Origin of the sequence: Sphingopyxis macrogoltabida (assembly GCF_001314325.1) — a bacterium.
GTDB classification, from domain to species: Bacteria; Pseudomonadota; Alphaproteobacteria; order Sphingomonadales; family Sphingomonadaceae; genus Sphingopyxis; species Sphingopyxis macrogoltabida.
Genome location: NZ_CP009429.1, coordinates 292,453 through 319,157 on the forward strand (window position 1 = coordinate 292,453; position 26,705 = coordinate 319,157).

At 63.6% G+C, this 26,705-nt stretch carries 29 protein-coding genes and 1 pseudogene; 20 read left to right on the forward strand and 10 right to left on the reverse strand.

Annotation, left to right across the window (positions count from 1 at the left end; all coding sequences use genetic code 11):
- Nucleotides 1-100 precede the first annotated feature (100 nt).
- From LH19_RS01485 to LH19_RS28980, 3 genes are all read left to right on the forward strand, one after another.
- On the forward strand, nucleotides 101-367 hold the full coding sequence (locus LH19_RS01485) for an ATP-binding protein (protein WP_054724290.1): 267 nt from the start codon (nucleotides 101-103) through the stop codon (nucleotides 365-367).
- Nucleotides 368-488: 121 nt separating this feature from the next.
- The gene (locus LH19_RS01490) at nucleotides 489-1,121 is read left to right on the forward strand and encodes a DUF6641 family protein (protein ID WP_234716051.1); all 633 of its coding nucleotides are present in this window, start codon (nucleotides 489-491) and stop codon (nucleotides 1,119-1,121) included.
- Nucleotides 1,118-1,459, forward strand: coding sequence for a DUF3768 domain-containing protein (locus LH19_RS28980; RefSeq protein WP_054724292.1), 342 nt, complete (start codon nucleotides 1,118-1,120; stop codon nucleotides 1,457-1,459). The genes LH19_RS01490 and LH19_RS28980 overlap by 4 nt, the downstream gene beginning before the upstream one ends.
- A 171-nt stretch (nucleotides 1,460-1,630) precedes the next feature.
- Here the strand turns inward: LH19_RS28980 and LH19_RS29290 are convergent.
- Nucleotides 1,631-2,464, reverse strand: a pseudogene (locus LH19_RS29290) (recombinase family protein); the annotation flags it as partial.
- A gap of 49 nt (nucleotides 2,465-2,513) precedes the next feature.
- Between LH19_RS29290 and LH19_RS01505 the strand changes: the two are divergent.
- From LH19_RS01505 to LH19_RS01515, 3 genes are read left to right on the forward strand one after another with little or no spacing between them, the layout of a single operon-like run.
- A complete protein-coding gene (locus tag LH19_RS01505; RefSeq protein WP_201258405.1) occupies nucleotides 2,514-2,837 on the forward strand; it encodes an ArsC family reductase in 324 nt (107 codons plus the stop codon).
- Nucleotides 2,834-3,910 carry a glycerophosphodiester phosphodiesterase gene (locus LH19_RS01510; RefSeq protein ID WP_054724298.1) on the forward strand — a complete coding sequence of 359 codons (1,077 nt, stop codon included), beginning with the start codon at nucleotides 2,834-2,836 and terminating at the stop codon, nucleotides 3,908-3,910. Before LH19_RS01505 ends, LH19_RS01510 begins: the two co-directional genes overlap by 4 nt.
- Nucleotides 3,907-4,842 carry an aldo/keto reductase gene (locus LH19_RS01515; RefSeq protein WP_054724300.1) on the forward strand — a complete coding sequence of 312 codons (936 nt, stop codon included), beginning with the start codon at nucleotides 3,907-3,909 and terminating at the stop codon, nucleotides 4,840-4,842. The genes LH19_RS01510 and LH19_RS01515 overlap by 4 nt, the downstream gene beginning before the upstream one ends.
- A 67-nt stretch (nucleotides 4,843-4,909) precedes the next feature.
- Here LH19_RS01515 and LH19_RS01520 read toward each other — a convergent pair whose 3' ends face one another.
- The 3 genes from LH19_RS01520 to LH19_RS01530 all read right to left on the reverse strand — a co-directional run bounded on the left by LH19_RS01520 (nucleotide 4,910) and on the right by LH19_RS01530 (nucleotide 6,035).
- Nucleotides 4,910-5,131, reverse strand: a complete 222-nt coding sequence (locus LH19_RS01520; RefSeq protein ID WP_054724302.1) for a helix-turn-helix transcriptional regulator — start codon at nucleotides 5,129-5,131, stop codon at nucleotides 4,910-4,912.
- Nucleotides 5,124-5,549, reverse strand: a complete 426-nt coding sequence (locus LH19_RS01525; RefSeq protein WP_054724304.1) for a hypothetical protein — start codon at nucleotides 5,547-5,549, stop codon at nucleotides 5,124-5,126. The genes LH19_RS01520 and LH19_RS01525 overlap by 8 nt, the downstream gene beginning before the upstream one ends.
- A 66-nt stretch (nucleotides 5,550-5,615) precedes the next feature.
- Nucleotides 5,616-6,035 (reverse strand): hypothetical protein, encoded by a 420-nt coding sequence (locus LH19_RS01530; protein ID WP_054724306.1) that lies wholly within the window; start codon nucleotides 6,033-6,035, stop codon nucleotides 5,616-5,618.
- 128 nt (nucleotides 6,036-6,163) lie between these two features.
- On the opposite strand from LH19_RS01530, the gene panB reads away from it, so the two are divergent.
- The 6 genes from panB (at nucleotide 6,164) to LH19_RS01560 (ending at nucleotide 11,464) form a co-directional block, all read left to right on the forward strand.
- A complete protein-coding gene (gene panB, locus LH19_RS01535) occupies nucleotides 6,164-7,027 on the forward strand; it encodes a 3-methyl-2-oxobutanoate hydroxymethyltransferase (RefSeq protein WP_054586593.1) in 864 nt (287 codons plus the stop codon).
- 111 nt (nucleotides 7,028-7,138) lie between these two features.
- Nucleotides 7,139-7,954: a tetratricopeptide repeat protein gene (locus LH19_RS01540; protein ID WP_082395371.1), complete on the forward strand. Its 816-nt coding sequence runs from the start codon at nucleotides 7,139-7,141 to the stop codon at nucleotides 7,952-7,954.
- Between the two features lies 1 nt (nucleotide 7,955).
- Nucleotides 7,956-9,290, forward strand: coding sequence for an outer membrane protein assembly factor BamB family protein (locus tag LH19_RS01545; protein WP_054724308.1), 1,335 nt, complete (start codon nucleotides 7,956-7,958; stop codon nucleotides 9,288-9,290).
- 47 nt (nucleotides 9,291-9,337) lie between these two features.
- Nucleotides 9,338-10,726: a ribosome biogenesis GTPase Der gene (gene der, locus LH19_RS01550; protein WP_054724310.1), complete on the forward strand. Its 1,389-nt coding sequence runs from the start codon at nucleotides 9,338-9,340 to the stop codon at nucleotides 10,724-10,726.
- A complete protein-coding gene (locus LH19_RS01555) occupies nucleotides 10,716-10,943 on the forward strand; it encodes a sulfurtransferase TusA family protein (RefSeq protein WP_054724312.1) in 228 nt (75 codons plus the stop codon). The genes der and LH19_RS01555 overlap by 11 nt, the downstream gene beginning before the upstream one ends.
- Nucleotides 10,944-11,059: 116 nt before the next feature.
- A complete protein-coding gene (locus tag LH19_RS01560; protein WP_234716052.1) occupies nucleotides 11,060-11,464 on the forward strand; it encodes an Hpt domain-containing protein in 405 nt (134 codons plus the stop codon).
- Here LH19_RS01560 and LH19_RS01565 read toward each other — a convergent pair.
- Nucleotides 11,458-12,708, reverse strand: a complete 1,251-nt coding sequence (locus tag LH19_RS01565; protein WP_054724314.1) for a DUF418 domain-containing protein — start codon at nucleotides 12,706-12,708, stop codon at nucleotides 11,458-11,460. The two genes, LH19_RS01560 and LH19_RS01565, sit on opposite strands and share 7 nt — an antisense overlap.
- A 131-nt stretch (nucleotides 12,709-12,839) precedes the next feature.
- On the opposite strand from LH19_RS01565, the gene LH19_RS01570 reads away from it, so the two are divergent.
- The gene (locus tag LH19_RS01570; protein WP_054724316.1) at nucleotides 12,840-13,619 is read left to right on the forward strand and encodes a Coq4 family protein; all 780 of its coding nucleotides are present in this window, start codon (nucleotides 12,840-12,842) and stop codon (nucleotides 13,617-13,619) included.
- Nucleotides 13,620-13,686: 67 nt separating this feature from the next.
- On the opposite strand, the gene LH19_RS01575 is transcribed toward LH19_RS01570, so the two are convergent.
- The 5 genes from LH19_RS01575 to LH19_RS01595 form a co-directional block, all read right to left on the reverse strand.
- Nucleotides 13,687-14,037: an endonuclease domain-containing protein gene (locus LH19_RS01575; protein ID WP_234716053.1), complete on the reverse strand. Its 351-nt coding sequence runs from the start codon at nucleotides 14,035-14,037 to the stop codon at nucleotides 13,687-13,689.
- A gap of 100 nt (nucleotides 14,038-14,137) precedes the next feature.
- Nucleotides 14,138-14,878 (reverse strand): DUF72 domain-containing protein, encoded by a 741-nt coding sequence (locus LH19_RS01580; RefSeq protein WP_054724318.1) that lies wholly within the window; start codon nucleotides 14,876-14,878, stop codon nucleotides 14,138-14,140.
- Between the two features lie 17 nt (nucleotides 14,879-14,895).
- Nucleotides 14,896-17,151: a phosphoribosylformylglycinamidine synthase subunit PurL gene (purL, locus tag LH19_RS01585; RefSeq protein ID WP_054724320.1), complete on the reverse strand. Its 2,256-nt coding sequence runs from the start codon at nucleotides 17,149-17,151 to the stop codon at nucleotides 14,896-14,898.
- A gap of 84 nt (nucleotides 17,152-17,235) precedes the next feature.
- The gene (locus LH19_RS01590; RefSeq protein ID WP_054724322.1) at nucleotides 17,236-17,526 is read right to left on the reverse strand and encodes a hypothetical protein; all 291 of its coding nucleotides are present in this window, start codon (nucleotides 17,524-17,526) and stop codon (nucleotides 17,236-17,238) included.
- A gap of 132 nt (nucleotides 17,527-17,658) precedes the next feature.
- Nucleotides 17,659-18,318, reverse strand: a complete 660-nt coding sequence (locus LH19_RS01595) for a metal-dependent hydrolase (protein ID WP_054724324.1) — start codon at nucleotides 18,316-18,318, stop codon at nucleotides 17,659-17,661.
- 84 nt (nucleotides 18,319-18,402) lie between these two features.
- On the opposite strand from LH19_RS01595, the gene LH19_RS01600 reads away from it, so the two are divergent.
- From LH19_RS01600 to LH19_RS01630, 7 genes are all read left to right on the forward strand, one after another.
- Complete coding sequence (locus tag LH19_RS01600; protein WP_054724326.1) at nucleotides 18,403-18,666, forward strand: exodeoxyribonuclease VII small subunit; 264 nt, start codon at nucleotides 18,403-18,405, stop codon at nucleotides 18,664-18,666.
- Between the two features lie 3 nt (nucleotides 18,667-18,669).
- Nucleotides 18,670-19,587, forward strand: a complete 918-nt coding sequence (locus LH19_RS01605; protein ID WP_054724328.1) for a polyprenyl synthetase family protein — start codon at nucleotides 18,670-18,672, stop codon at nucleotides 19,585-19,587.
- The gene (gene coaD, locus LH19_RS01610; RefSeq protein WP_054724330.1) at nucleotides 19,587-20,093 is read left to right on the forward strand and encodes a pantetheine-phosphate adenylyltransferase; all 507 of its coding nucleotides are present in this window, start codon (nucleotides 19,587-19,589) and stop codon (nucleotides 20,091-20,093) included. Before LH19_RS01605 ends, coaD begins: the two co-directional genes overlap by 1 nt.
- An 86-nt stretch (nucleotides 20,094-20,179) precedes the next feature.
- Complete coding sequence (locus LH19_RS01615) at nucleotides 20,180-21,007, forward strand: peptidylprolyl isomerase (protein ID WP_054724332.1); 828 nt, start codon at nucleotides 20,180-20,182, stop codon at nucleotides 21,005-21,007.
- A gap of 36 nt (nucleotides 21,008-21,043) precedes the next feature.
- Entirely contained in the window at nucleotides 21,044-22,081 is a 1,038-nt protein-coding gene (gene queA / locus LH19_RS01620) for a tRNA preQ1(34) S-adenosylmethionine ribosyltransferase-isomerase QueA (RefSeq protein WP_054724334.1), read from the forward strand.
- 136 nt (nucleotides 22,082-22,217) lie between these two features.
- A complete protein-coding gene (locus LH19_RS01625; protein WP_234716054.1) occupies nucleotides 22,218-22,448 on the forward strand; it encodes a hypothetical protein in 231 nt (76 codons plus the stop codon).
- Nucleotides 22,449-22,494: 46 nt separating this feature from the next.
- Nucleotides 22,495-26,694 carry an RHS repeat domain-containing protein gene (locus tag LH19_RS01630; RefSeq protein WP_234716055.1) on the forward strand — a complete coding sequence of 1,400 codons (4,200 nt, stop codon included), beginning with the start codon at nucleotides 22,495-22,497 and terminating at the stop codon, nucleotides 26,692-26,694.
- The last annotated feature ends 11 nt before the right edge of the window (nucleotides 26,695-26,705 follow it).

Consider the following 26,705-nt stretch of genomic DNA (forward strand, 5'->3'; position numbering starts at 1 on the left):
ACTGTTGGAGGAAAATCAGGGGGTCACGTCAGTCAGTTCGACACCATCAAGCAGGCAATCAAGGACGCGAAGAAGATCAAGCGTATCTGGCCTTAAGCGAGTGCTTGGCCGTGAGCTTATCACCAACGATGAAGTCGCGATCTTCGAGCTGGTAAAAAACTCCTTCGACGCAGGAGCCGACAAGGTCCAACTCTACTTCGGAGAGGATTGCGTGCTCATTGCGGACAACGGAAGCGGTATGAGCTACGACGATGTAACAGGGAAATGGCTGTTCGTCGCGTACTCGGCTAAGCGTGATGGGAATGATGACGATTTCCGGGACCGTACAGGTCACCAGGTCAAAAACGCGTTATTGTCCAGCAAATAATATGACTTCGCCTTCAGCGGGCCACAAACGCAATCTCCTCGATCCCACTTCGAGTGCGAAATGACCGCGTTCTTCCAGCCCCCCATATCTTGTCGTCGCCATCGGATTAGTGGCGGCGAAAGTGGGGCGCTCAGATTGCATCAGAACGCATTTTCGACTGTGGCTCCGCTGCGACGTAGCTGCTGACCGCATTATCTCCCCAGAAAAATCAGAACGATACCTGCCTTCTTCGATCGACTGTCTGGTCGTCGGTATTACCGACATGGCTCTCAACAACGGCCAAGGAGGTGCCAATATGTCGATCCTCAAGAACCTGAAACTTGCCACCGCCGCGCGCGGCAATCCCGCTTCATCGGAATTCGGTTTCCGCGCCAAGGTGCTCGCCTATCTCGCGGAGCAGAAAGCTCTCGCCGAGGCCGAGATTGCGGGAACGCCCTTCACCGCGACCAAGAGGGTCACGCGCAAGAACGCCGAGGGCGAAGACATCCGCGTTGATGTTCCCCGCAATGTCCGCAAGGGCTGGTTCACCGACGCTGGCGGCAAGATGTTCTTCCAGATTCGCTACGGCGGCAAGCCGCTGGAATTTGCCAAGGGCATGAATGCGGTCGAGGTCGAAAATGTCGCCGACGTTCCGGTCATCATTGCGTCGATCATCGAGGCGATCAACGCGGGCGAGTTGGACCCCCAGCTTAACGCCGCTCGCGCTTCCCGCCGTGCTAACTTTACGACCAAGCAGAAGAAGATTGCGGCATGACCGAACAGGCAAAGAGGCGGGCGACCATTGCCCGCCTCAATGACCAGCTTCGTTCCACCGGCGAAGATGGCTGGACCTATTTGTCGCGCGGCGTTTCCCGGCTGCCTACCGTAATTCAGGAGGACGTGATCCGAGCGATTCGCCTGTTCTGCGATTTCACGCCGGACAATGACCCACGCGGCGAGCATGACGGCGCGGCCCTGACGGTCGGCGAACATCGTATCGCGTGGAAGATCGACTATTATACGCGCGGGCAAGCCTGCAACGGAAAGGTAGATCCCGCCGACCAATCCGCCACGCTGCGGGTGATGACGATCATGTTCGTGGAAACGATTTGATACAGCGCCTCGCTTACAGGACATCGCAATCGGCCGATCAGGTAAGGCGTTGCTGCCCTTATGCTCATAGCAGCCGGTCCCGTTGCAGACCGCGCAGCTTAGGAGGCCACTCAGCAAATTATAGCTGCGGTTGTAATCGCGCCCGCCGCTCTTGGCTTTCGTGCTGCGGACCTCCTGCGCGCGAGCGAATTTCTCAGCAGTAATCACCTGCGGGAAATAGTCCGCCGCGAGGCATTCGCCTTCCAGCGTGATATATTCTCCCAACACGGCCCGATTGTTCAGCAGCCGATGGACATAGGGCATATACCAGCCGCCCGCGCCGTCCTTCTTCCTGATCGGCCAAGACGGTTCCTTGCGGTCGTTGAGGCGCTGGACGATCTTATAGATACCAAGGCCCGCAATATAGAGGTCATATATCTCGTTGAGCACCTGTTTGCGGTGCTCGATCGCGTGGTATTTGCCGTCGCGGATGGTGAGCCATGCAGGTGCGCGTCCGGCCATCGTCGCTTTCGACCCGTTCGCGATTTCGGCGTGCCGCTTGTCCCAACTCGCCTTTGTCCGGCGGCTCTTGTTCGCGCTTTCCTCGTGGGCGAGCTGCGCTTTGATGATGACGGAGAACAACTCCATCATGTCGCCGTTATTGCCTGTCTTGTAGACAAAACCGTCATGATAGGTGGCTACATCGACACCATGTTCGTTGAGCGCCCATATCAATTGCGCTGCGGCCTTCGCGCCCTGCCTGCTGAGGCGGTCGATATTTTCGACGATCAGCACCTTACCTTGATGCAGGCCGTTCCGGGCTTCGAGTTCGAAATCGTGAAGGGCAGCGCCTTCGAGGCGATTGGCACCGTGAAATGCGCTGCGGCCTTCGTCCGCGATTTCCTGTTCGATCTGCCAACCCATGCGCGCGGCATATTCGCGCCCCAAGTTTTTCTGGCGATCGGGACCGTAGCCCTTGATTTGTTCCGTGGAGGAAACTCTAAGGTAAAGGATGGCGGGTTTCATCCGTATGGCTTCGCAGCTAGGGGTTAGTATTCTGTCTACAACCTACACAATGAAGGATACGGTGAAAAAGGCGCGGCGCTGGCTCGACGAGCGGGGTGTCGCGCACCGGTTCCACGATTTCCGCAAGGACGGACTCGATCCCGGCCTTTTGCAAGGCTGGATCGACGCGCTCGGCTGGGAAAAATTGCTCAACCGGAGCGGCACGACCTTCCGCAAGCTTCCCGATGCGCAAAAGGACGGGCTCGATGCGGCAAAGGCCAAGGCGCTGATGCTCGAGCAGCCTGCGATGATCCGCCGCCCGGTTATCGAAGCCGGCGGCGACGTGTCGGTCGGCTTTTCGGCCGATGACTGGCAATCGCGCTTTGCGGCATGACGCGCAGGCTCGCGGCGCTGCTGGCGGCTTTGTTGTCCGCCGGTTGCAGCGCTGATGCCGTGACTGCGCAGCCGACCCTTGACGGCGAGCCGCCGATTGTCATCGCGCACCGGGGGGCGTCGGGCGAACGTCCCGAACATACGCTGGCGAGCTACCGGCTCGCGATCGAATTGGGCGCCGACTATATCGAACCCGATCTGGTGCTTACCAGGGACGGCGTGCTTGTCGCGCGGCACGAGAACGAGATTTCGGAAACGACCGATGTTGCCGATCATCCGGAGTTTGCGGGGCGGAAAACAACGAAGACGATCGACGGGCACGCGGTGACCGGGTGGTTCACCGAAGATTTCACGCTCGCAGAACTGAAGACGCTGCGCGCGCGCGAGCGGCTGCCGAAATTGCGCAGCACCGAATATGACGGTCAATATGAGATTCCGACGTTCGAGGAAATCCTGACGCTTCTCGCCGAGGCGAATAAGGGTCGCGCCAAGCCTGTCGGCGTGTATCCCGAAACCAAGCACCCAAGCTATTTTGCGTCGATTGGGCTGCCGCACGAGACGCCTTTGCTCGCGCTGCTCGACCGATATGGCTATTGCGGTGCCGATGCGGCCGTCTTCATCCAAAGTTTCGAGGTTGCAAACCTCAAGACGTTGCGTGCGAAGAGCGATCTGCCGCTGATCCAGTTGATGGACGGGGAGGGCGGTCCCGCCGACGATCCGAAGCAGACCTATGCCGCCATGGCGAGCCCGGCGGGGCTGAAGGCCGTTGCCGCTTATGCCGATGGGATCGGCCCGAACAAGGCGATGGTGATCCCGCGCGGCGCGCTCGGAACGCTGGGCGAGCCGACCTCGCTGGTCCGCGATGCCCATGCTGCGGGACTGAAGGTTCATCCGTGGACCTTTCGCCGCGAAAATTATTTCCTGCCGCTCGCCGACAAGGGCGGGATCAACCCGGCTGGACACGGCGACCTCGCGGCCGAGATAGAGACCTATCTGGCGACAGGCATCGACGGTTTGTTCAGCGACAATCCGCGCGAGGCCGTCGCGACCGTGAAGAAAGGATCTGTACGATGACCGAACGCGCGCTGGGCCGAAGCGGCCTTTCGATCAGGCCTTTCGTCCTTGGCGGCAACGTCTTCGGGATGACCGCCGATCGGGCGGCGAGTTTCGCGATCCTCGACCGCTTTGTCGAACGCGGTGGCGGCATGATCGATACCGCTGACGTCTATTCGGCATGGGTCCCGGGACACAAAGGCGGTGAGTCCGAAACGATGATGGGCGCCTGGCTCAAGGACAGCGGCGCTCGCGGCAAAGTCTTGGTCGCGACGAAGGTCGGAATGATGCCCGGCGGGCTGCAGCCGAACAGCATCCGCAAGGCGGTGCAGGGGTCGCTCGATCGCCTTAGCACGGACGTTATCGACCTTTATTTCGCGCACAAGGACGATCCCGACGTACCGCTCGACGAGGTGCTCGGTGCGTTTGGCGAACTGGTCGATGCCGGCACGGTGCGCGCTATCGGCGCGTCTAACTATTCGGCCGAGCGGCTTGCCGAAGCACTGCGTCTCGCCGACACTAAGGGACTGCCGCGCTTCACCGCGATGCAGCCCGAACTCAACCTGCTCGACCGCGATCAATATGAAGGCGCGTTGCAGCGGCTTTGTATCGAAGAGGGGCTGGGCGTCGTCACCTATTTCAGCCTCGCTTCGGGCTATTTGTCGGGCAAATATCGTAGCGCCGACGATCTCGGCAAAAGCCCGCGCGGCGCGCGCGCCAAGGCCTATCTGGACGGCAAGGGGCCCGCGGCGCTGGCGGTGATGGACCGGATTGCCGCCGAAACCGGCGCGAGCCTGTCGCAGGTCGCGCTGGCATGGGTCGCGGCGCAGCCGGGCGTCACGGCACCGATTGCGAGCGCGACATCGGTCGAACAACTCGACGACATCCTCGCCAGCGAGGATCTGGTTCTGACGGGCGACCAACTCGCGGCGCTGACGGCGGCCGCGGCTTAGGACCGAATATCGGCCCGGCATCTGCCCCGGGGAGAGCCTGATGCCGGGCCGGCGCGGCCGCGCGGTCTCAATTCGTGCCTTCGCTCCATTGGAACACCGCTTCCAGCGGCTTGTCGAAGCAGCGGGCGATACGGAAGGCGACTTCGAGCGACGGCGAATATTTGCCCTGCTCGATCGCCGCGATCGTCTGGCGTGTCACCCCGACCCGGTCGCCGAGTTCGCCCTGCGTCATCTCGCCCGCAAGAAAGCGCAAGGTACGGATGTCGTTGGTGAAGGGGAGGCTAGCCATGCCAGCCCCGCCGGTAGCTCATGAGCACGACAAAGCTGTTCACCAGTTCGGCGGCGACGATCGCGAACAGGCCGGCATTCGCCAGTGGCACCCCGCTTTCGACGAAGGGCATGTAGACGCCGACGACCATCATCCCGACGAGAAGTACATAATAGGCCATGGTCGCACCGCGGCGGCGGATCGCACGGTCGCGCTCGTCGGCGCGTGCGCGGTCGGACTTCGCCGCCTGCGCGGACAGGATGACGGTGCCGACGATGACGATCACCGCATGCGCCACGGCGATCGATCCGAACAGCCACAGCATGGGAAACACCTCGCGCCCGGCGGGATGCCCCGAGAGGAGGAACCCGAAATATACGCTGTAGGCGGCAAGCATGGCGATGACGTTCAGCCAGGCGGTTTTTTCACGGAAGTTCATGGACGTATCTCCGGTATCGGCGTCGGCAAGCTGTCGTGGTGATGCGAGGATGGCGGGAGGCACGGTTCAATACCCCCGGCGATAGAGATGAAGCTGGCTCGCGAGGCGCACGAGTTCGGCGGCGACGATCGATCCGAGCAGCCCGTTGAGGACCGCGGCGACATCTCCGATCCAGTAACCCAGCGCAAAGCAGCAGCTGGCCCCGATTATCAGCACATAATAAGCGCGTGTCGTCGCCTTGCGGGTAATCTCCCGGTCGCGTTCGTCGGCGGCGGCGTTCGCATCGCGCGGGCGGTGCAGCGCCAACAGGATGGCCGCGACGGTCAGGACCAACGACATCGCGACGAGCACGACGAGCAGCAGTCCCCCTTGCGCCGCAAGCGCGGGGACACCGCGCAGCCCCCAGGGAAAGACAATGGCGTACCAGCCGAAGGCAAGCGCGATCACCGTCATGGTCAGCCAGTCGATCTTTTCACGAAATACCATCTGCGAATCTCCTGATGTTCGCTCTGTATGACGTAATGTTAAAAATAACATACATGGAGTCAAGGAAAATTCACATCGGCGGAGTTCTGTCTTTCGCTGGGACGGGCAAAGGGCTAAGCCACCGCCCCATGTCTACGCTCCCAAAAACGCTCACCCTCGACACCTCGACGAGCCGCGCCAATCCGACGCCGCAGCCGATGAAGCGGCTTACCGTGCCGCGCATTCGCCAGCGCAAGGGCGGCGAGCCGATCGTCATGCTGACGGCTTACACCGTCCGCATGGCGCAGTTGCTCGATCCGCATTGCGACATGCTGCTCGTCGGCGATTCGCTGGCGCAGGTGATCTACGGCCTGCCGCACACGGTCGGGGTGACGATGGACATGATGGCGCTGCACGGCGCGGCAGTCGTCCGCGGCAGCTATCATGCCGCGGTGATCGTCGACATGCCGTTCGGCAGCTATGAAGGCAGCCCGCAGCAGGCGTTCGACAATGCGGCACGGCTGCTCAAGGAAACAGGCGCTGCGGCGGTGAAGGTCGAAGGCGGCAAGGTGCTGGCGCCGACGATCGAATTCCTGACGCAGCGCGGGATTCCGGTGATGGGCCATGTCGGCCTGACCCCGCAGGCGGTCAACATTCTCGGCGGCTATGGCGTGCGCGGCAAGAGCGAGGAAGAAGCCCGCTCGATCGTCGAGGACGCGGTCGCGGTGGCGCAGGCCGGGGCGTTTTCGATCGTCATCGAGGGCGTGCTCGAATCGATCGCGATCGAGATTACCGAGAAGGTCGCCTGTCCGACGATCGGCATTGGCGCGTCGGCCCAATGCGACGGCCAGGTGCTGGTCACCGACGACATGCTGGGCATGTTCGAACGCGTCCCGAAGTTCGTGAAGCGCTTCGGCGACATGGCGAGCGTCGTCAACGGCGCGGTCAAGGATTATGCCGACGAGGTCAGGTCCCGTTCATTTCCGACAGACGATCAGATTTACGCCGGTTGAAGCCCGGCAGCGCCGTCCCGGCGGGCCAAGCGTTTCGCTTGGCCTTTTTCGGCGTCGTCGCTAAAGGAAGCGACCGGCCCGGGGCCACGAACAGAGTTTATGGAGGTTTGATTGGCCCTGAGCCCGACGAACGACGCCGCGCTGTTGCAGGAAGTCGACGAAGCTGTCCGCAAGGACCGGCTCGATACGATCATGCAGCGCTATGGCCGCTGGATCATCGGTGCGGTGCTCGCCGGCCTGCTGGCATTCGGCGGCTATCTCTATTGGTCGCACCGGCAGGACGTCGCACGCGGTGAAAATGCCGAAGTTCTCCTCGGCGCGCTCGACAAGGCGGCGGCGGGAACGAAGGACCTCAAGCAGCTCGAGGATGGAAAGGCGCCAGCCTATCGCGCCGCAGCCATGATGCAGCAGGCGAATATGAAGGCCGGCACGGGCGACCTCAAAGGTGCCGCCGCGCTGATGGCGAAGGTCGCGGCCGACACCGGCGTCGACAAGACGTTGCGCGATCTGGCGCTGATCCGCCAGACCGCATTCGAATTCGACACGCTGAAGCCCGAAACGGTGATCGCACGGATGAAGCCGATGGTCGATGCCAAGGACCCGGCGTCGAGCTGGTTTGCGAGCGCGGCCGAACTTTCGGCCATCGCGCATTACCAGCTCGGACAATATGATCAGGCCGGCGCGCTTTACGGACGTATTGCCAAGCTGCCCGACGCCACCAAGACGCTGCAATCGCGGAGCGTCCAGATGGCGGGCATGCTGGGCGTCGATGCAGTCGCCGACCGGGCGGCAGACAGCGTCGCTGCCGAGAAGAAAGGGGCGGCGGAAGCCGCCGGGGTCGAAAAGAATGCGGCGCAGGCCGCCGGGGACCAGAAAGGCGCCGCGCCGAAGGCAGCGGCCGCCGGAAACACTGAGGAAGCCAGATAATATGCTGAAGAGGCAGTATGTACTTTGCGCGGCGCTGTTCGCGCTGCCGCTTGCCGGTTGCGGCGTGTTCAAGGGTGATGGCGGCCCGAAGACGCCGACGGTCGGCGATCGCGTGTCGATCCTGTCGAATGACAATAGCGTCAAGGTCGATGATGCAACCGCGGCGATCGCCGTCGTCCTGCCCGAACCCGCCGTCAATGCCAACTGGAGCCAGTCGGGCGGCAATGCCTCTAAATCGATGGGGCATCCCGCGCTCGGCGCGACGCGCAGCCAAGTCTGGCAGGCGAGCATTGCGGGGAGCAACAAGAAGCAGCGTCTCGCTTCGTCGCCGGTGATTGCCGACAACCGCCTGTTCGTTGTCGATACGGACGCGGTGGTCACGGCACTGTCGGCCGACACGGGCGCGCCGCTGTGGCGGACGGCGATCGGCAGCACCGGCAAGGATTACAAGGATTCGCTGTTCGGCGGCGGCGCCGGGGTCGATGGCAATGTCGTTTATGCGACGAGCGGGGCCGGCGACGTCGCGGCGCTCAACGTCGCCGACGGCTCGGTGATCTGGAAGGTCAAACCAGCGGGCCCGCTGCGCGGTGCTCCGACCATTGCCTTCGGCGGCGTCTATGTGATCAGCCAGGACAACCAGATTTTCGCCCTGAACGCCGCCAATGGCGCGGTGCAGTGGCAGGCGACGGCGTCGCTCGAAGCGGGCAGCATCTTCGGCGCGGGCTCGCCCGCTGCGGGGCAGGGGACGATCGTCGCCGGCTTCTCGTCGGGCGAAGTGCAGGCCTATCGTTACGAAAACGGCCGCGACCTGTGGGAAGATGCGTTGGCGCGCACGTCGATGGCGTTGTCGGTGTCGACCCTTTCGGACGTCGACGCCGATCCGGTGGTCGACCGTGGCCGCGTCTTCGCGCTGGGCCAGGGTGGGCGCATGGCGAGCTATGAGCTCGTGACCGGCCAGCGGACGTGGGAAATCTCGATCGCCGGCATTTCGACGCCGTATGTGGTCGGCGAATGGGTCTATGCGATGACCGACGACGGCAAGCTGCTGTGCGTTGCGCGCGGGACCGGCAAGGTGCGCTGGTTGCAACAGCTCGCGCGTTTCCGCGTCGAGACCGAAAAGAAGAAGAAGGACCCGATCCGCTGGACCGGTCCGGTCCTCGCGGGTGGCCGTCTGCTCGCGGTGAACAGCGAAGGACAGCTCGTCGAATTTTCGCCGACCGATGGGTCGACGCTCGCAACGACCGATTTCAAGTCGCCGCTGTCGCAGTCGCCGGTGGTCGCGAACAACATGCTGTACATCTTGGCGGACGACGGGCGGATCACCGCCTGGCGGTAACAGGGCGGAAGCGCGCAAGCGGTTCCGGCGAATGATAGGATAAGCAAATGTCGCGATTCGCGACGATCGCCATTGTGGGCCGCCCCAATGTGGGCAAATCGACGCTGTTCAACCGGCTGGTCGGCAAGCGCCTTGCGCTCGTCGACGACCAGCCGGGGGTGACGCGCGACCGGCGCGAGGGCGACGGCGAACTGTTGGGCCTGAAGTTCACGATCGTCGATACCGCGGGGTTCGAGGATTATGACGCCGCGACGCTGCCCGGCCGGATGCGCGTGCAGACCGAAAAGGCGGTGCGCGGGGCCGACGCCGCGCTGTTCATGATCGACGGCCGCGCCGGGGTCACCCCGCTCGACGAGGAAATCGCGCGCTGGCTGCGCAGCGAGGACACGCCGATCATCCTGCTGGTCAACAAGGCCGAGGGGAAGCAGGGCGAAAACGGCCTGATGGAAAGCTATTCGCTCGGCTTCGACAATCCGATCGCGCTGAGCGCCGAGCATGGCGAAGGCGTCGTCGATCTGTTCGACGCGTTGCGTCCGATTGTCGAGGCCTATGACGCGGCGGAAGCCGAGGCCCTGCCGCCGCTGGCGGACGGTGAAGAGGATGAGGATGCGCCGCTTGGCCCGATGAAGCTTGCCATTGTCGGCCGTCCGAACGCCGGCAAGTCGACGCTGATCAACCGCATGATCGGTGAAGACCGGCTGATCACCGGGCCCGAAGCCGGGATTACGCGCGATTCGATCCGCGTCGACTGGCAGTGGGAACAGGATGGCGAGGTCCACGAAATCCAGTTGTTCGACACCGCAGGGATGCGCAAGCGCGCCAAGGTGGTCGACAAGCTCGAGAAGCTGTCGGTCGCCGACGCGCTGCACGCGGTCGACTTCGCGGAGGTGGTTGTGTTGCTGCTCGATGCGACCAAGGGGCTGGAAGCGCAGGACCTGCGCATCGCCGACAAGGTGCTGCAAGAAGGCCGCGCGCTGATCGTCGCGCTCAACAAGTGGGATATCGCCGAAGACCCGTCCGCGCTGTTCAACGGGGTGCGGGGCGCGCTCGACGACGGCCTGTCGCAGGTCAAGGGCGTGCCTGTGCTCAGCATTTCGGGGGCGACGGGCAAGGGGATCGACACGCTCGTTCGCGTCGCGTTCGAACAGCGCGCGATCTGGACCAATCGCGTTTCGACCGCGCGGCTCAATCGCTGGTTCGAAGGCGCGGTCGAGAGCAATCCGCCGCCGGCGCCGGGCGGCAAGCGGATCAAGCTCCGCTATATCACGCAGGCGCGAACACGGCCGCCGACCTTCGTCGTCTTCGGGACCCGCACCGATGCGCTGCCCGGCAGCTACGAGCGCTATCTGGTCAACGGTATGCGCAAGGAGCTGGGTTTTCAGGGCGTGCCCGTCCGGCTCAATTTCCGCAATTCGCGCAATCCCTATGACGAGTGACGCGGCGGCGGTGATCGTCGATGCGCGCGGCATGCGTTGCCCGTGGCCGGCATTGCGGCTGGCGCGGGCGATGCGCACGGCGACCGAGGTGCTGCTGATCGCCGACGATCCGCAGGCGGGCCGCGAAGTTGCGGCGCTTGCTTCCGAGCAGGGCTGGCGGTGGGCCCCCGAAACCGGTTCGGCCGACGCCGAGCAATGGCGCGTCTGTCGCGACTGATCCGAATAGGGGCGGCATTCGTCGCTGCGGGACGTCGGCGTAACCTCTTTTTTACCGGCCTTGGCGCATGGGATGTCCGGGACCACGGACCAAATGTTTGCCAAGGAACGAAAGCAGTGGACGAAATCCTGGTCGATTGGGATGAATTTCGCGCCACGCGTACCCAGCTGGGGGCCGAGTTCGTGCGGATTCTCGGCTATTTTCGGGAAGACGGCATCAAGTCGGTCGCGGCGATCGAGGATGCGATGCGCGCCCGCGATGCGCGCGGACTCGTCATGCCGGCGCATACGTTGAAGAGTGAAGCGCGGCAGTTTGGCGCCGAAAGGCTGGGCGCGCTGTCCGAGGATATCGAAATTTTTGCGCGCCACTGCCTCGAAAGCCAGATCAGCCCCGAAGAATATCTGCCGCGCGTCGTGACGCTGCGTCCGCTGTTCGAGGAAACGCTCGCCGCGCTCGAGCGCGAGGCCAATCCGCTCGTCCAGCGCCGCGCGCCGGGTTTCGGACGCGCCGCCGGTTACTGAGTTGGCGATCGCCGCATCGGCTGCCACTTTCCACGCGCGAGGCTGCGCCATAGCCATTCGAGCGGACCATAATGGAAGCGCTCGAGCCACGGCTTCGACCAGAGCAGCATGAGCCCCCACACGCCGACGCAGACCAGATAGAGCGGCCAGCGCCCGACCTCGCCGAACCATCCGAGGCCATAGCCGTAGAACAAAGTCGTCATCGCGATGCTGGTGCCGAGATAGTTGGAGAAGGCGGCGCGGCCCGCCGCCGCGACGCGGGCAAGCCATGCGCTGGCGTGCGCGTGCCGGATCAGGAGCAGGAGGAGCGCGGCATAGGCGACGGTCATCATCAGCCGTCCCGGTCCCGCCCACGCCATGAAGGCATTGACCCCGACAATATAGTCGAAGCCCGACCGCCATTGGAGCCAGGCAATGGCGAGGGTGAGCAGCAGCCCCGGCGGCAACCACCGCCACGCGACCCGCCGGTAATCGCCCGGCGCCCAGCGGCCGGTCAGGAAGCCGTTCCGGAACAGCGCCATGCCGAGCATCATCAGCGGCAGCGTTTCGAGCATCGACATCAGCACCCCGACGAAGGGGTTTGCGGCGCTATCCAGCCGTTCGTCCAGCATCGGCAGGTAGGGGCCGCGATAGAGCGCCAGTTCCTCGGTCACCTCATCGTCGATCTCGCCATAATCGTCGCGCAGATCGCTTCCCGCCGCCGCAAAGGGCGACGCTGGATCGTCCGCAAAGCTGGCGAGAGCGAGCTGGCCGCCGAAGAGGAGCGACGTCAGCAACGTCCCCAGCGTGAACAGCCCGATCGCCCATTTGATCAGCCGGCGCGCTTCCCAATGGCGAAAGCCGAAGGCGACGCAGCCGACGGCGGCGTAGAGAAACAGGATGTCGCCCCACCAGAGGAAGAAATAATGGCAGAGGCCGAAGATCGCGAGCCAGACCATGCGCCGGTAATGAACGGCGCCGGCGTCCTGTCCGGCGGCTTCGGCGCGGTCGACGATCAGGAGCATGCTGGCGCCGAACAGGATCGAGAACAGCCCGCGCATCTTGCCATCGACGAGGATGAATCCGAATAGCCACGCCGCAATGTCGGCGGGCGTTTCGCCGCCATAGGCCTTGGGCGAGACATAGGCCATTTCGGGCATCGCGAAGGCGACGATGTTCATCGCGAGGATTCCCATCACCGCAAAGCCGCGTAACGCGTCGAGGGTGACGAGCCGGGCCGGTGCAATTTCCTGATCTTCGCGCATCGCTTCCGCTCACTGTATTATTAATATATAACAGTCAAGCACGCTCCCGCAGCCGATGCTGCAAATCACTATTGACATCACTGTCAGTAATGCTAGATGTGCAGCATCAACCGATTCGAACGAGAGCGACCATGACGCCGACCATCTTCTCCCATCCCGACCGCCAGCCTGCCAAATTTCGCCCGTTCAAGGCGCTGGCGCATTTCCGCAAGCTCATCAAGGACAAGGAAGACACCGAACAGGTCTTCCACATCTTCGAGAACCTGCCGCGCAAGGGTTTCCTCGACGACGCCCGCGCCTTCGTCGAAAGCGATCTCGGCAAGCGGTTGATGGCGAGCGAGCCCTATCTGCCCGATCTGCTCGACGATCATGCCTGGATCGACGAACTGCCCGAGGGGAGCGTCGGCCATGCCTATGTGACCTTCATGCGCCGCGAAGGCCTTTCGGCCGCCGGGCTCGTCGCCGAAAGCGACAAGATGGGGCGCCCGAAGTTCGACGACCAGCTCCAATGGTATGCGAACCGCCTGCGCGATACGCACGACCTGTTCCACATCCTGACCGGCTATGGCCGCGACGCACTCGGCGAACAGTGCGTGCTCGGGTTCACCTATGGCCAGACGGGCAATTACGGCAATGCCTTCATCGCCTATGCTGGCGGCTATGAGGTGAAGCGCAGTATCAAGAGCGATGCCCCGGTGATGGGCGCGATCCGTCAGGGCCAGCGCCACGGCAAGGCGTCGAAGGCGATCATCGAGCAGGACATCCGCGCGCTGCTCGCCGAACCGCTCGAAGCGGCGCGGGCGCGGCTGGGGATCGGGGAACCGACGCTCTACAAGGAAGCGCACCGGGCGTACCGCAGCCGCGGCATCGATCCGTACAACTTCCTCGCGGCAGAGGCCGCGATGGCGTGATCCAGATCCTCCCCATCGCGCAGCGTTGGGGAGGGGGACCGCTCGCGTAGCGAGTGGTGGAGGGGTATTAGCTCGCGGTACAAAGCCGTACGATGCTGTCCGCGACTGCGGCCGGATCAGCAAGGACATCTGTCGCGGCGATCCGCAGCACTCGTATCCCTTGCGATGCAAGCCATCGGTCGCGGGCCTCATCGCGCTCCGGTCGATCGTCCATGCCGTGAGCTTCACCGTCGATCTCGATCCCGAGCTTCAATTCCAAGACGTAGAAATCGAGTATATATCGGCCGATCGGATGTTGGCGCCGGAATTTGATATGGCCGGGCTGTTTTCTCAGTATCTGCCAGAGCAACACTTCGGGAAGCGACATATTGCGGCGCAATCGCCGCGCACTCTTATAGGCGTGATTGCTTGCCGGCACGCTTTCACCCCTCCACCACGCCCTTCGGGCGCGGTCCCCCTCCCCATGCCTGCGGCAAGGGGAGGATCGGGTCAACGCCGGTCCCGTCCGGTCTGGAGTTTTACGTTCCCAGCCGCGCGATCAGCGCCTGCGCGGCCGCCGGGTTGCGCACTTTCGCGCCGGCGATGAAGAAGAGGAAGACGTCGCGGTCGCCCTTCGCCCAATCCTTCGCCTGCTTTGCCCAACCATCCAGCGCCGCGTCTGTGTAGCCGGTTTCGACATCCTCCTGCGACCGTTGCAGCCGGGCATAGGTGAAGTCGGCGGTCTGTTCGTCGATGCAGGGAAATTCGTCGCTGTCGGCATAGACGACCGCCATGTTGCGTTCGCGCAGCATGGCGATGAACGCCTGATCGCGAAAGCTTTCATGACGGACCTCGATCGCATGGCGCAGCGGCAGGCCGTCCTGCGTGTCGGGGAGCAGGTCTAGGAAGCCCGCGAAATCGTCGCGGTCGAACTTCTTGGTCGCCATGAACTGCCAGTGGATCGGGCCCAGCCGGTCGCCGAGCCGGGTGAGGCCTTGCGTCAGGAATTTCTCGATCGAAGCGGCGCCTTCTTTCAGCACCTTGCGGTTAGTGGTGAAACGTGATGCCTTGACGCTGAACTTGAACCCGTCGGGAACCGAGGCGGCCCAGTTGGCGAAGCTTTCGGGCTTCTGGCTGCCATAGTAGGTGCCGTTGATCTCGATCCCGGTCAGATGCTGACCGGCATATTCGAGCTCGCGCTTTTGCGCGAGGCCGGCGGGGTAGAAGGGGCCGCGCCACGGTTCGAAGGTCCAACCCCCGATTCCGACATGGATGCTCATCGGCCCCTCTCTTTCGGTTATGCGAGCGCCGCGTCGGCCCCCATCAGTGTCGGGAAAAAGCCCTCATGCGCTTCGCGGAGTTCGGCGAGCGTCACCTGATGGTCACTGCCCTCCAGTTCGAAGACGATGCGGTCCTTGATCGTGCGGCCGACGGGGTCGACCGGCACGTCGGCACGGCCCGCGGCGTCGAGGAAGTCGGCGAGGCAGGTGTCGCAGACAGTGACGAGATAGAGGCCCTGATCCTCGCCGAAGAAGCTTTCGGCGACGCCGAAGGGCTGTTCTTCGCTGACCAGCACGCCGATGTTCGACTTCAAGGCCATTTCGGCGAGCGTCACCGCGATACCGCCGTCGGAGACGTCGTGGCAGGCGGTGATCCAGCCGGCGTTGATCGCGCCGCGGATGAAGTCGCCGGTGCGCTTTTCGGCGCGCAAGTCGACGGGCGGGGGCGGGCCTTCCTCGCGGCCGAGGATTTCGCGCAGCCAAACCGACTGGCCAAGGTGGCCGGCGCGTTCGCCGACCGCCAGCACGATGTCGCCGGTGCGCTTGAAGCCGATACCGACGGCGCGGTTCAGATCCTCGATCACGCCGACGCCGCCGATCGCGGGGGTGGGCAGGATCGCGCTGCCGCCGCCGGTCGCCTTGCTCTCGTTATAGAGGCTGACGTTGCCCGAGACGATCGGATAGTCGAGCGCGCGGCACGCCTGCGCCATGCCGTCGAGGCAGCCGGTGATCTGGCCCATGATTTCGGGACGCTGCGGGTTGGCGAAGTTGAGGCAATTGGTGATCGCGAGCGGGGTGGCGCCGACCGCGCTGATGTTGCGCCAGGTTTCGGCGACCGCCTGCTTGCCGCCCTCGACGGGGTCGGCATAGCAATAGCGCGGGGTGCAGTCGGTCGACATGGCGAGCGCGCGGGTGGTACCGTGGATGCGGACGAGTGCGGCGTCGCCGCCGGTCTGCACCGTGTCGGCGCCGACCTGGCTGTCATATTGTTCCCAGATCCAGCGGCGGCTGGCGATGTCGGGGGTGCCCATCAGCGTCTTGAGGTCGGCCGCGACGTCCTTCGTCTCGGGGACGTTCGTCAATTCGGCCTGCTTCGGGGTCGGGACGTGCGGGCGGTCGTAAAGCGGGGCATCGTCGGCGAGCGGGGCGAGCGGGATGTCGCAGACGATCTCGCCATGATGTTCGAGCACCATGCGGCCGGTGTCGGTGACGGTGCCGATGACCGCGAAGTCGAGTTCCCATTTGTGGAAGATCGCTTTCGCAAACTCTTCCTTGCCGGGCTTCAGGACCATCAGCATGCGTTCCTGCGATTCGGACAGCATCATCTCGTACGCCGTCATGCCGGTTTCGCGCTGCGGCACGTCGTCCATCTTGAGGTGGAGGCCGACGCCGCCCTTCGACGCCATCTCGACCGACGAACTGGTGAGGCCCGCGGCGCCCATGTCCTGAATCGCGACAATCGCGTCCGACGCCATCAGTTCGAGGCACGCCTCGATCAGCAGCTTTTCGGTGAAGGGGTCGCCGACCTGCACGGTCGGGCGCTTCTCTTCGGCGTCCTCGCCGAAGTCGGCCGATGCCATGGTCGCGCCGTGGATGCCGTCACGGCCGGTCTTCGAGCCGACATAGACGATCGGATTGCCGACGCCGCTTGCGGCCGAATAGAAGATCTTGTCCTGCTCGGCGACGCCGACGGTCATCGCGTTGACGAGGATGTTGCCGTCATAGGCCTTGTGGAAATTGACCTCGCCGCCAACCGTCGGCACGCCGACGCAATTGCCGTAGCCGCCGATGCCGTGGACGACGCCCGAGATGAGATGCTTCATCTTCGGATGGTCGGGGCGGCCGAAACGCAGCGCGTTGAGGTTCGCGACGGGGCGCGCGCCCATCGTGAAGACGTCGCGCAAAATGCCGCCGACCCCGGTCGCCGCGCCCTGATAGGGTTCGATGTACGACGGGTGGTTGTGGCTCTCCATCTTGAAGATCGCGGCGAGCTTCTTGCCGTCCGGGCCGGTGCCGATGTCGATGACGCCGGCATTTTCGCCGGGGCCGCAGATCACCCACGGCGCCTCGGTGGGCAGTTTCTTCAGGTGAATGCGCGAGCTTTTGTAGCTGCAATGCTCGGACCACATGACCGAGAAGATGCCGAGTTCGACAAGGTTCGGCTCGCGCCCGAGCGCGGACAGGACGCGCTCATATTCTTCCGGAGACAGGCCGTGTTCGGCGACGATCTCGGGGGTGATGACGGAGGCGGGCGCGGTTGCGGTCTGAGTCATGGCGCGCCTTTAGCGACACAGGTGCAAAACGAACAGACCCCATGATGCTTTTTGCACCATGGGGCCTGCGGCCGGAGCCGGTTATCAGCGTGAGGCGACAGTGGTGACAGGTGCGGCCAGCGGCTCGACGTCGCGGAGCGGGAAGCTGACCTGTTGCGACCCGACGGTACCGCGCACGCGATGTTCGCCGACGCGCAGCCTGAAGGGCTTGCCGGTGCGTTCCTCGACACCGCTGATGATGCGATGCTCGCCGACCTTGGTAACGGTATAGCTGTAGGTCACGCCGCGATGTTCGAAGCGGTGGGTTTCTTCGGCATGCGCCGCAACTGGCACCAGCGCAAACAGGCCGAGGGCAGGAAGAATGACATTTTTCATAGCGCAAGTCCTTGTCTGAACGAACAAAACTTGCCTTTACGCCCCTCTCTCTTGTGCGGTGCAACATGACTGGCATGCCGGGCAGCGGCAATTGCAAAAACCCGAATTGCGATTGCGCCGCAGCGCAGACATTCAAGCGGCCGCGAAGCTCGACCGGCGGTTCCAGCCCGCCCAGCAGGCAGCAAGGCAGAGCAGCGCATAAGCGCCGAGCATTGTTGCCGGAATGGCAAGCGAATAGCTTGCCTCCTTCGGCCCGAACCAGTCGACCGCCTGTGCAAAGGCGAGAAGTGCCGCCAGCACCCACAGGCGCCGATTGCCCGACGGTGCCGCGGTGCGCCGGGCGTAATAAACGAACGCGCTGCCGATCAGCGCAATTTCGAGCGGCATTGCGATGGCGGGATGATCCCAGAGGCCGAAGCCGAGCTTCGGCGGCGCCCCGGCGAGCGTCAGGTCGGGGATATGGACGAGCAGGTCGACGAACCAGTGCGAAACGACGACCAACGCGGCGCCGATCGCGGCCTCGCGCCGTTTGGTGGCGAACCAGACCAGCGCGCCGAAGATGGCGCCCCACAGTAGCGCGCCGAGCAGGCTGTGGGTGTAGGGCATATGGTAGAGGTCCATCGGGTTCATGGCCGCGATACCCGGTACGATCCGCATCTTCTCGACCCCGGGCACGAGCAGCGCGGCAAAGCCGATATCGACGAGTTGCGCCGCGACGAACAGCGTCCCGAGTCCGGCGGCTTTCGGGCGGGCGGCGGCGACCAGTGCCGGAGCGAAATGGCCGATGAACATGCGCGCGATGCTATCGACGGGGGCTGCGGCGTCAAGCTCGACCGCACTTGACCATCGGGGGGCGAAAGGGCCAAAGCAGGCGCCATGACGGACATTCCCGAACCTTCCGCCGAACCGGCTATCGCCTCGCTTTCGTTCGAGGCCGCGATGGGCGAACTGGAGACGATCGTGCGGCGGCTCGAAAGCGGCGACGTCAGCCTCGAGGAATCGGTCGCGTTGTACGAGCGTGGCCATGCGCTGCGCGCCCATTGCGAGGCGCGGCTTGCTGCGGCGCAAGCGCGGATCGAACAGGTCAGCCTTGGTGCGGACGGTCAGCCGGCGGGAACCACGCCTTTCGGCGAAAGCTGAGCGGTGGCGAGCGCCGACGGCGATTCGGGTGAGACCCGGTTGCTCCTTGCCACGCAGGCCGAGGTCGTGGCCGGAATCGATCGCCTGTTCGACCAGTTGCTGTCCGTGCCGGCCGATCCGCGCGAACGTTTGTATCAGGCGATGCGCCACGCCGCGATTGCGGGCGGCAAGCGGCTGCGGCCGCTGCTCGTCCGCGCGGCGGGCGACCTGTTTCACGTCGACCACAGGGTTTCGCTGCGCGTCGGCGCCGCCGTTGAGGCGATGCATGTCTATTCGCTGATCCATGACGATCTGCCGTGCATGGACGATGACGACATCCGCCGCGGCAAGCCGACCGTGCACAAGGCATATGACGAGGCCACCGCAGTGCTCGCGGGCGATTCGCTCCATGCGCTGGCATTCGAATGGCTTTGCGATCCGGCGACCAGCGCCGATCCTTTTGTCCGCAGCGAGCTGTGTTGCGAACTGGCGCGCGCGGCGGGGCCGGCGGGCATGGCGGGCGGGCAGATGATGGACCTTGCCGCCGAAACGTCGGACTTCGACCTGCGCACCGTGACGCGGCTCCAGCAGCTCAAGACCGGGGCGCTGATCGCCTTTTCGGTGGAGGCGGGGGCCATCCTTGCGCGCATCCCGCCCGAAGGGCGTACGCCGCTGCGCGGTTATGCGCGCGATATCGGGCTCGCCTTTCAAATCGCCGACGACATCATGGACGTCGAAGGCGACGAAGCGCTTGCCGGCAAGGCGCTGCACAAGGACGATGCCGCGGGCAAGGCGACCTTTGTCACGCTGATGGGGCTGGAGCGTGCGCGCGAACAGGCAACCGCGCTGGTCGATCAGGCGATCGCGCATTTGTCGGGTTATGGCGAAGAGGCGGCGCTGCTCCGTGCGATCGCACGCTATGTGGTGGAAAGGGACCATTGATGCGCATTGGGGTTTATCCCGGAACATTCGATCCGATCACGCTCGGGCACATGGACATCATTCGCCGCGGTGCGAAGCTGGTTGACCGGCTGGTGATCGGCGTCACCACCAACATCACCAAGTCGCCGCTGTTCGACGATGACGAGCGGATCGAGATGGTGCGGAACGAAGTCGCGGACATCGACGGCGATATTCGCGTTGTCGGCTTTAACGCGCTGCTGATGGATTTCGCCGAGCGCGAGGGGGCCAGCGTCATCGTCCGCGGGCTGCGCGCCGTCGCCGATTTCGAATATGAATATCAGATGGCGGGCATGAACCAGCAATTGAACGACCGGATCGAGACGGTCTTCCTGATGGCCGACGTGGGGCTGCAGCCGATCGCGTCGCGATTGGTCAAGGAAATCGCGATTTTCGGCGGCGCTATTCACAAATTCGTCACCCCCGCAGTCTGCGAAGCGGTGGTAAGCCGCATCGCCGAGCGGGGTCTCAGGCAGGGCGAAGGCTGATCCCAATCATTGAGCGTTCAGCTTTTTCCCGCTAGGGCGCGCCTGACGGGGCGCAAACCGCAATTTATGACAAGGGCCGATCCAGCATGAAATTCACCTTCCGCCCCCTGATTTTGACGGCGATGGCGCTCGGTCTTGCGGCTGCGGCCGTTGCGCAGGAAGCGCCGCCGCCCCCGGGGCCGACGCCTGAAGAGACGCCGGCGCCGACCGAAGTTCCGGCCCCGACGCCGCCCGTCGAAACGCCCCCCGCGCCGCTTGCCGAAGCACCTGCTCCGGCCGCCGAGGCGACAACCGATGCGACGGCCGCAGTCGAGCCGCCGACGATCCCGGCGATGCAGCCAGAGCAATATATGGGCGTCCCCGAATATATGCTGAACATCGACCTTTCGACCGGCGGCCGGGTGGTGATCCAGCTCTATCCGAACGTCGCGCCAAACCACGTCGAGCGGATCAAGCAGCTCGCGCGCGCCGGTTTCTATGACGGCGTGAAGTTCCACCGCGTGATCGACGGCTTCATGGCGCAGACGGGCGACCCGACCGCGACCGGGCAGGGTGGCTCGCAGCTTCCCGACCTCAAGGCCGAATTCAACCCGACCCCGCATCTGCGCGGGACGGTGTCGATGGCGCGCGCCGAAAGCGAGGACAGCGCGAACAGCCAGTTCTTCATCATGCTGCAGCCGCGTTTTGCGCTCGACCGCCGTTACACCGCGTTCGGCCGCGTCGTGTCGGGCATGCAATATGTCGATGCGATCGCGAAGGGCGAACCGCCCGCGGTGATGTCGCGGATGGTGCAGGTGTCGGTCGCCGCCGACAACAAGCCGGTGCCGCCGGCGTCGATGCTGACTGAAACGCCGCCCGCGCCGGTGGCGCCCGAAATCAGCGTCGACGAGCTCAACGCGCCGATCAAGCAGTAAGCGCGGGGACGCGCGAAGCAGGTCGGATTCCGGGCTATGCGCGTCGACGCCTTCGATTTCGAACTGCCTGGCGAGCGTATCGCGCTGCGTCCGGCGCGGCCGCGCGATGCGGCGCGGATGCTGGTCGTCGCCGGTAACGACATGGCAGACGCCGGCGTCGCGGAGCTGCCGAAATGGCTGCGTCCCGGCGATTGCCTCGTTTTCAACGACACGCGCGTCATTCCGGCGCAGCTCGAGGGGCGCCGGGGAGAAGCGAAGATCGGAGCGACGCTGCACAAGCGCATCGACCTTCGCCGCTGGCAGGCTTTCGTGCGCAATGCGAAGCGGCTGCGCGTCGGCGAAACGATCGATTTCGGTGCGGGGGTCGCGGCCATTGCCGAGGACCGGCTGCCCGACGGCAGTTTCATCCTCGCCTTTGGCGGCGATAAACCGGTCGAGGTGCTGCTCGAACGCGCCGGCACGATGCCGCTGCCCCCCTATATTGCGGGCAAGCGCGCGACCGACGAAGAGGATCGCGCCGATTACCAGACGATGTTCGCGCGCGAGGACGGCGCGGTTGCCGCGCCCACGGCGGCGCTGCACTTCACGCCCAGACTGCTCGATGCGCTGGCGGCGGCGGGCGTCGCCAGCGAAACGCTGACCCTGCATGTCGGCGCCGGCACCTTCCTGCCGGTGAAGGCCGACGACACCGAAGATCATGTCATGCACGCCGAATGGGGACGGATCGAAGCCGATACGGCGGAGCGGCTTAACGCCGTGCGTGCCGCGGGCGGGCGCGTGATCGCGGTCGGCACGACCAGCCTCCGCCTGCTCGAAAGCGCTGCCAGCGCCGACGGCACGATCGAACCTTTCGCCGGCGATACGTCGATCTTCATCACCCCGGGCTATCGTTTCAGGGCGATCGACGGGTTGATGACCAATTTCCACCTGCCGCGTTCGACCTTGTTCATGCTGGTCAGTGCGCTGATGGGGCTGGAAACAATGCAGGCGGCCTATGCGCATGCCATTGCCGGAGGCTATCGCTTTTATAGCTATGGCGACGCCAGCCTGTTGCTGCCCGAGCGTTCTGCCTGAGCGTAGCGCGTGCTTGCGCGGTCATATGACGAAATAGGAACATAAAGAGAACATTTTCTCTTTCCTACATTATTCCAGCACCATAGCTTTTCCCTATTCCGACGCGAAACGGCGCCTTTGGGCGCGAATCAGGGGAATGCTCATAAAGAAGATTTGCGGGCCGGCGCTGGCGCTGGCGATACTGGCAACGGGGTGGCCGGCGACGGCGGCCGAGACAATCACCTACACCTACGACGGCAAGGGGCGTGTGGTGAAGGTCGTCCGCACCGGAACGGTGAACAACAATGTCACCGTCGAATATACCCACGACAAGGCCGACAATCGCACGCGATTGAAGACGACGAACTCGCCCAATCCGCCACCCTAGAGCTTCCCTTCGACACGTTAAATTCAGGCGAATTCAGGAGGCATCTGTGGCTATCATCAAGAACAAATATGCTATTGTATCAAGGGCGGCGCTTTGCGCATCGACGATTTTGGGCGTCGGCCTTGCTCCGCAACTCTGGGCACAGGCTACCCCGCCGCCCATCCGGTCGGCGATCGACGAAAATGGCGTCGATGTCATCACGGGCAATCTGAATCTGGCCCAGACCGATTTGTCGATCGGGGCCGATGCGCGCCAAGGCATGGTTTTCCGGCGAACCAACAACGGGACGGGCTGGTGGAACAATCTCGTCGGCTCGATCGACAAGCAGGGCATCGCCTTCACCGTATCGTTCGACGGATTCACCGATCGCTTCCTGCTGTCGGGATCGACCTACACGCCGACCGAAGCCAATGGCGCGGCGCTGACGAAAAGCGGAACCACTTATACCTACACCGGGCGTGATGGGACGGTCGCGACGTTCGCTGCACAAGGCGACAAGTTTCAGGTTTTCAGCGGCAACGAGGCCCGGATCACCAGCATCGTGTATCCCAACGGCGCGAAACTGAGTTTCGACTATGATTTGGCAGGTTATTGCGAAGGTGAAATCGAAGGAGGCGAATGCACGGGCCAGAGGGTTCGGCTCGCGCGATTGACGTCGGCTGTTCATAGCAATGGATATCGGCTGCTCCCGAGCTACGAAACGGATTTTTTCTCGCCAGAAACCGTCCCCAGCTGGCTCAAGGTGCAATCGGTCAAGGCGATCAACCTTGGCGTCGAATATTGCTCGTCGTCTTGCACGAATAGCTGGCCGACGGCGAGTTACTCCAGCTCGTCGCCCGGAGGCGGGCTGACCTATAATTTCGTGACCGACGCTGGCGGCGAGCAAACGCGTTACACGACGAGCGGCGGCAAAATCGTCGGCATCAAGCGCCCCGGCGCGTCGGCCGACAATGTTCAGGTCACCTATACGTCGAACCGCGTGTCGTCGATCACCAGCGAGGGCGTGACCTACGGCTATAGCTATGCCGACAGCGGCGCGACGCGCACGACGACGGTAACGGCACCGGACAGCAGCCAGCGCATCTATGTATCGAACACGACGACGGCCCGGCTGACCTCCTTCACCGACGAACTCACCCGCACGACCAGCTATCTTTACGATACGGACGGTCGCGTGACGCGCATCACCAGCGCCGAGGGGAATTATACCCAGCTTACCTATGATGGTCGCGGCAATGTCACTCAGACGCAAAATGTCGCCAAGTCCGGTTCGGGCCTCGCGGCGATCACGACGTCGGCGAGCTTCCCGGCTTCGTGCACCAATGCCAAGACCTGCAACCAGCCCGCGACGAGCACCAATGCCATGGGCGATGTCACCGACTACACCTATAACAGCACGCATGGCGGGGTGGCGACAATAACGCTGCCGGCCGCGGCGTCGGGGGGCATTCGCCCGCAGCAGCGGATCAGCTACACGGGGCTGACCGCCTATTTCAAGAACAGCGCCGGATCGATCGTCTCGTCGGGCCAGACGACCTATGTTCCGACGCAGAGCGCCGCGTGCCAGACGACCGCGTCCTGTGCCAACGGCGCCGACGAAACGAAGACCGTCGTCGGCTACGGACCGCAGACGGCCGGGACCGCGAACAATCTTTTGCCGGTCAGCGTCACGAGCAGCTCGGGCAATGGCTCGGTCAGCTCGGCGACCGCTCTCGGCTATGACATGGTCGGCAACCGGATCACCATCGACGGGCCGCTGACGGGAACTGCCGATACGACCCGATATCGCTATGACGGCGCCCGCCGCGTCGTCGGCGTGGTCGCGCCCGATCCCGATGGCGCTGGCAGCCGCGTCCACAAGGCCGAAAAGTTCACCTATAATGACGACGGTCAGGTGACCCTCGCCGAAGTCGGGACGGTGACGAGCCAGACCGATCCTGCCTGGGCGGCTTTCTCGTCGCAGCAGCAGGTCGCCACCACCTATGACGCCAATGCACGCCCCGTCCGCTCCGAATTGAAGTCGGGCGGCACGACCTATGCGGTGTCCCAGACCAGCTACGATGCGCTCGGCCGCGTCGATTGTGCGGTGACGCGGATGGACCCGGCGCAATGGGCGAGCCAGCCTAACGCCTGCCTCCCGCAGACGAGCAATACGACCACCGGCGCCGACCGGGTCGTCAAGACGAGCTACACCGATGCTGGTGAGGTGGCGCAGGTGCAAACTGCCTATGGGACGACCGCGGTCGCGAACGAAGTGACCAACACCTACAGCAACAACGGTCGGCTTGCGTCGGTCAAGGACGCCGAGAATAACCTGACGACCTATATCTACGACGGCCATGACCGTCTGTCGCAGACGCGTTTTCCGTCGACGACCAAGGGGGCGGGGACGAGCAACGCAGCGAATTACGAGCAGCTTACCTATAACGCCAATGGCGCGGTGACGCAGCGTCGGCTGCGCGATGCCCAGACGATCGGCTATAGCTATGACGATTTGGGCCGGGTCACGCTCAAGAATCTGCCGGGTACCGAGCTCGATGTCAGCTATAGCTACGACCTGCTCGGCCGTCCGACGCAGGCGAGCCAGACGGGCAATATCCTCGGCTTCACTTATGATGCGCTCAGCCGCAACCTGACGCAGAGCGGGCCGCTCGGTACCACCACTTACACCTATGACGCTGCAGGTCGGCGGCTGACCATGGCCTATCCCGGGACCACGGCGCTGACGCTCAACTATGACTATGACGTGACCGGGAACGTCACCAAGATTCGCGAGAATGGCGCGACGTCGGGCGTGGGCGTGCTCGGCACCTATGCCTATGACAGCCTGGGGCGCCGGACGACGCTGACGCGTGGCAATGCGACGGTTACCAGCTACAGCTTCGACCCCGTGTCGCGGCTGTCGAGCCTCACGCAGAATCTGGCGGGCACGGCCTCCGACCTGACCATCGGGTCGATCACCTATAATGCCGCCTCGCAGATCGTCAGCCAGCAGCGCAGCAATGACGCCTATGCCTGGACGGCGCATTATAACGTTGATCGTTCCTATGTGGCGAACGGGCTCAACCAGACGACTTCGGCGGGTGGTACGGCGATTGGCTATGATACGCGGGGTAACCTCACGAGTTCGGGGACCGACAGCTACACCTACAGCTCGGAGAATCTGTTGAAGACCGGTCCGGGCAGCGCGACGCTGGCCTATGACCCGGCGCTACGGCTGTACCAGACAGTCGGGACGGCGACGACGCGCTTCCAATATGACGGGCCGAGTCTGATCGCCGAATATAATGGGTCGAACGTCCTGCAACGGCGCTTTGTCCATGGTCCCGGCGTCGACGAGCCGCTCGTCTGGTACGAGGGGACGGGGCTGACCGACCGGCGCTGGTATCACGCCGACGAGCGCGGCTCGATCGTCGCGGTGTCGAACGGCAGCGGCGCGGCGCTGGGGATCAATGCCTATGATGAATATGGCATTCCGGCCTCTACCAACCTCGGCCGGTTCCAATATACGGGGCAGACGTGGCTGCCCGAACTCGGGCTCTATTATTACAAGGCGCGCATTTATTCGCCGACTTTGGGGCGGTTCATGCAGACCGATCCGATCGGCTATGCGGACGGCATGAACTGGTATAATTATGTCGGTAGCGATCCGGTCAATTTTATCGATCCCACCGGGCTTCTGAACGCCTGTGATGCAAACAGGGATTGCCCCAAACCCACAGGTTATGATCTTGATTATGCTGCCCAAGAAAATCTCAGGTGGGACAAGGAACTCGTCGTAAACGGAACCAAGCAGGAAAATGGTCCCTCCGATCCGATCCCAGTCTACGCGGGCGGAGGACCAAATCCGAACGGAATGGGCTATGGTGGCTACGATGGCGAGGCTATTGTTGTTCTAGGAGAGAGGCACAAGCAGCAGTCGCGACGTTTCAATGGTTGTGCAAGCGCCGCGTGTATGGTGATGGCATCCAATGAGCATACTAAAAACAAGCGCCCATCTACCAAGGGCAAACATGAGAAAGGTAAGGCCCGGAAAGGAACCGATCGAGGTGGGGAAAAGGGCGACGAAGGACGCCGCGCGCCTCGTACTCGTCCGCCGGGCTGGAAAGGGCCGTGGCCAATGCGAATGTTTCCTCCGCTGCTGATTCCGGATTTTATGCTAGATCCTTGTTGGTCTGGGAATCCGGCGAGAGAGGCAACCTGTGGGGATTTGATTGCTGCTGTAGATGCAACGGGAACTGGTTAATGAGGAATCAT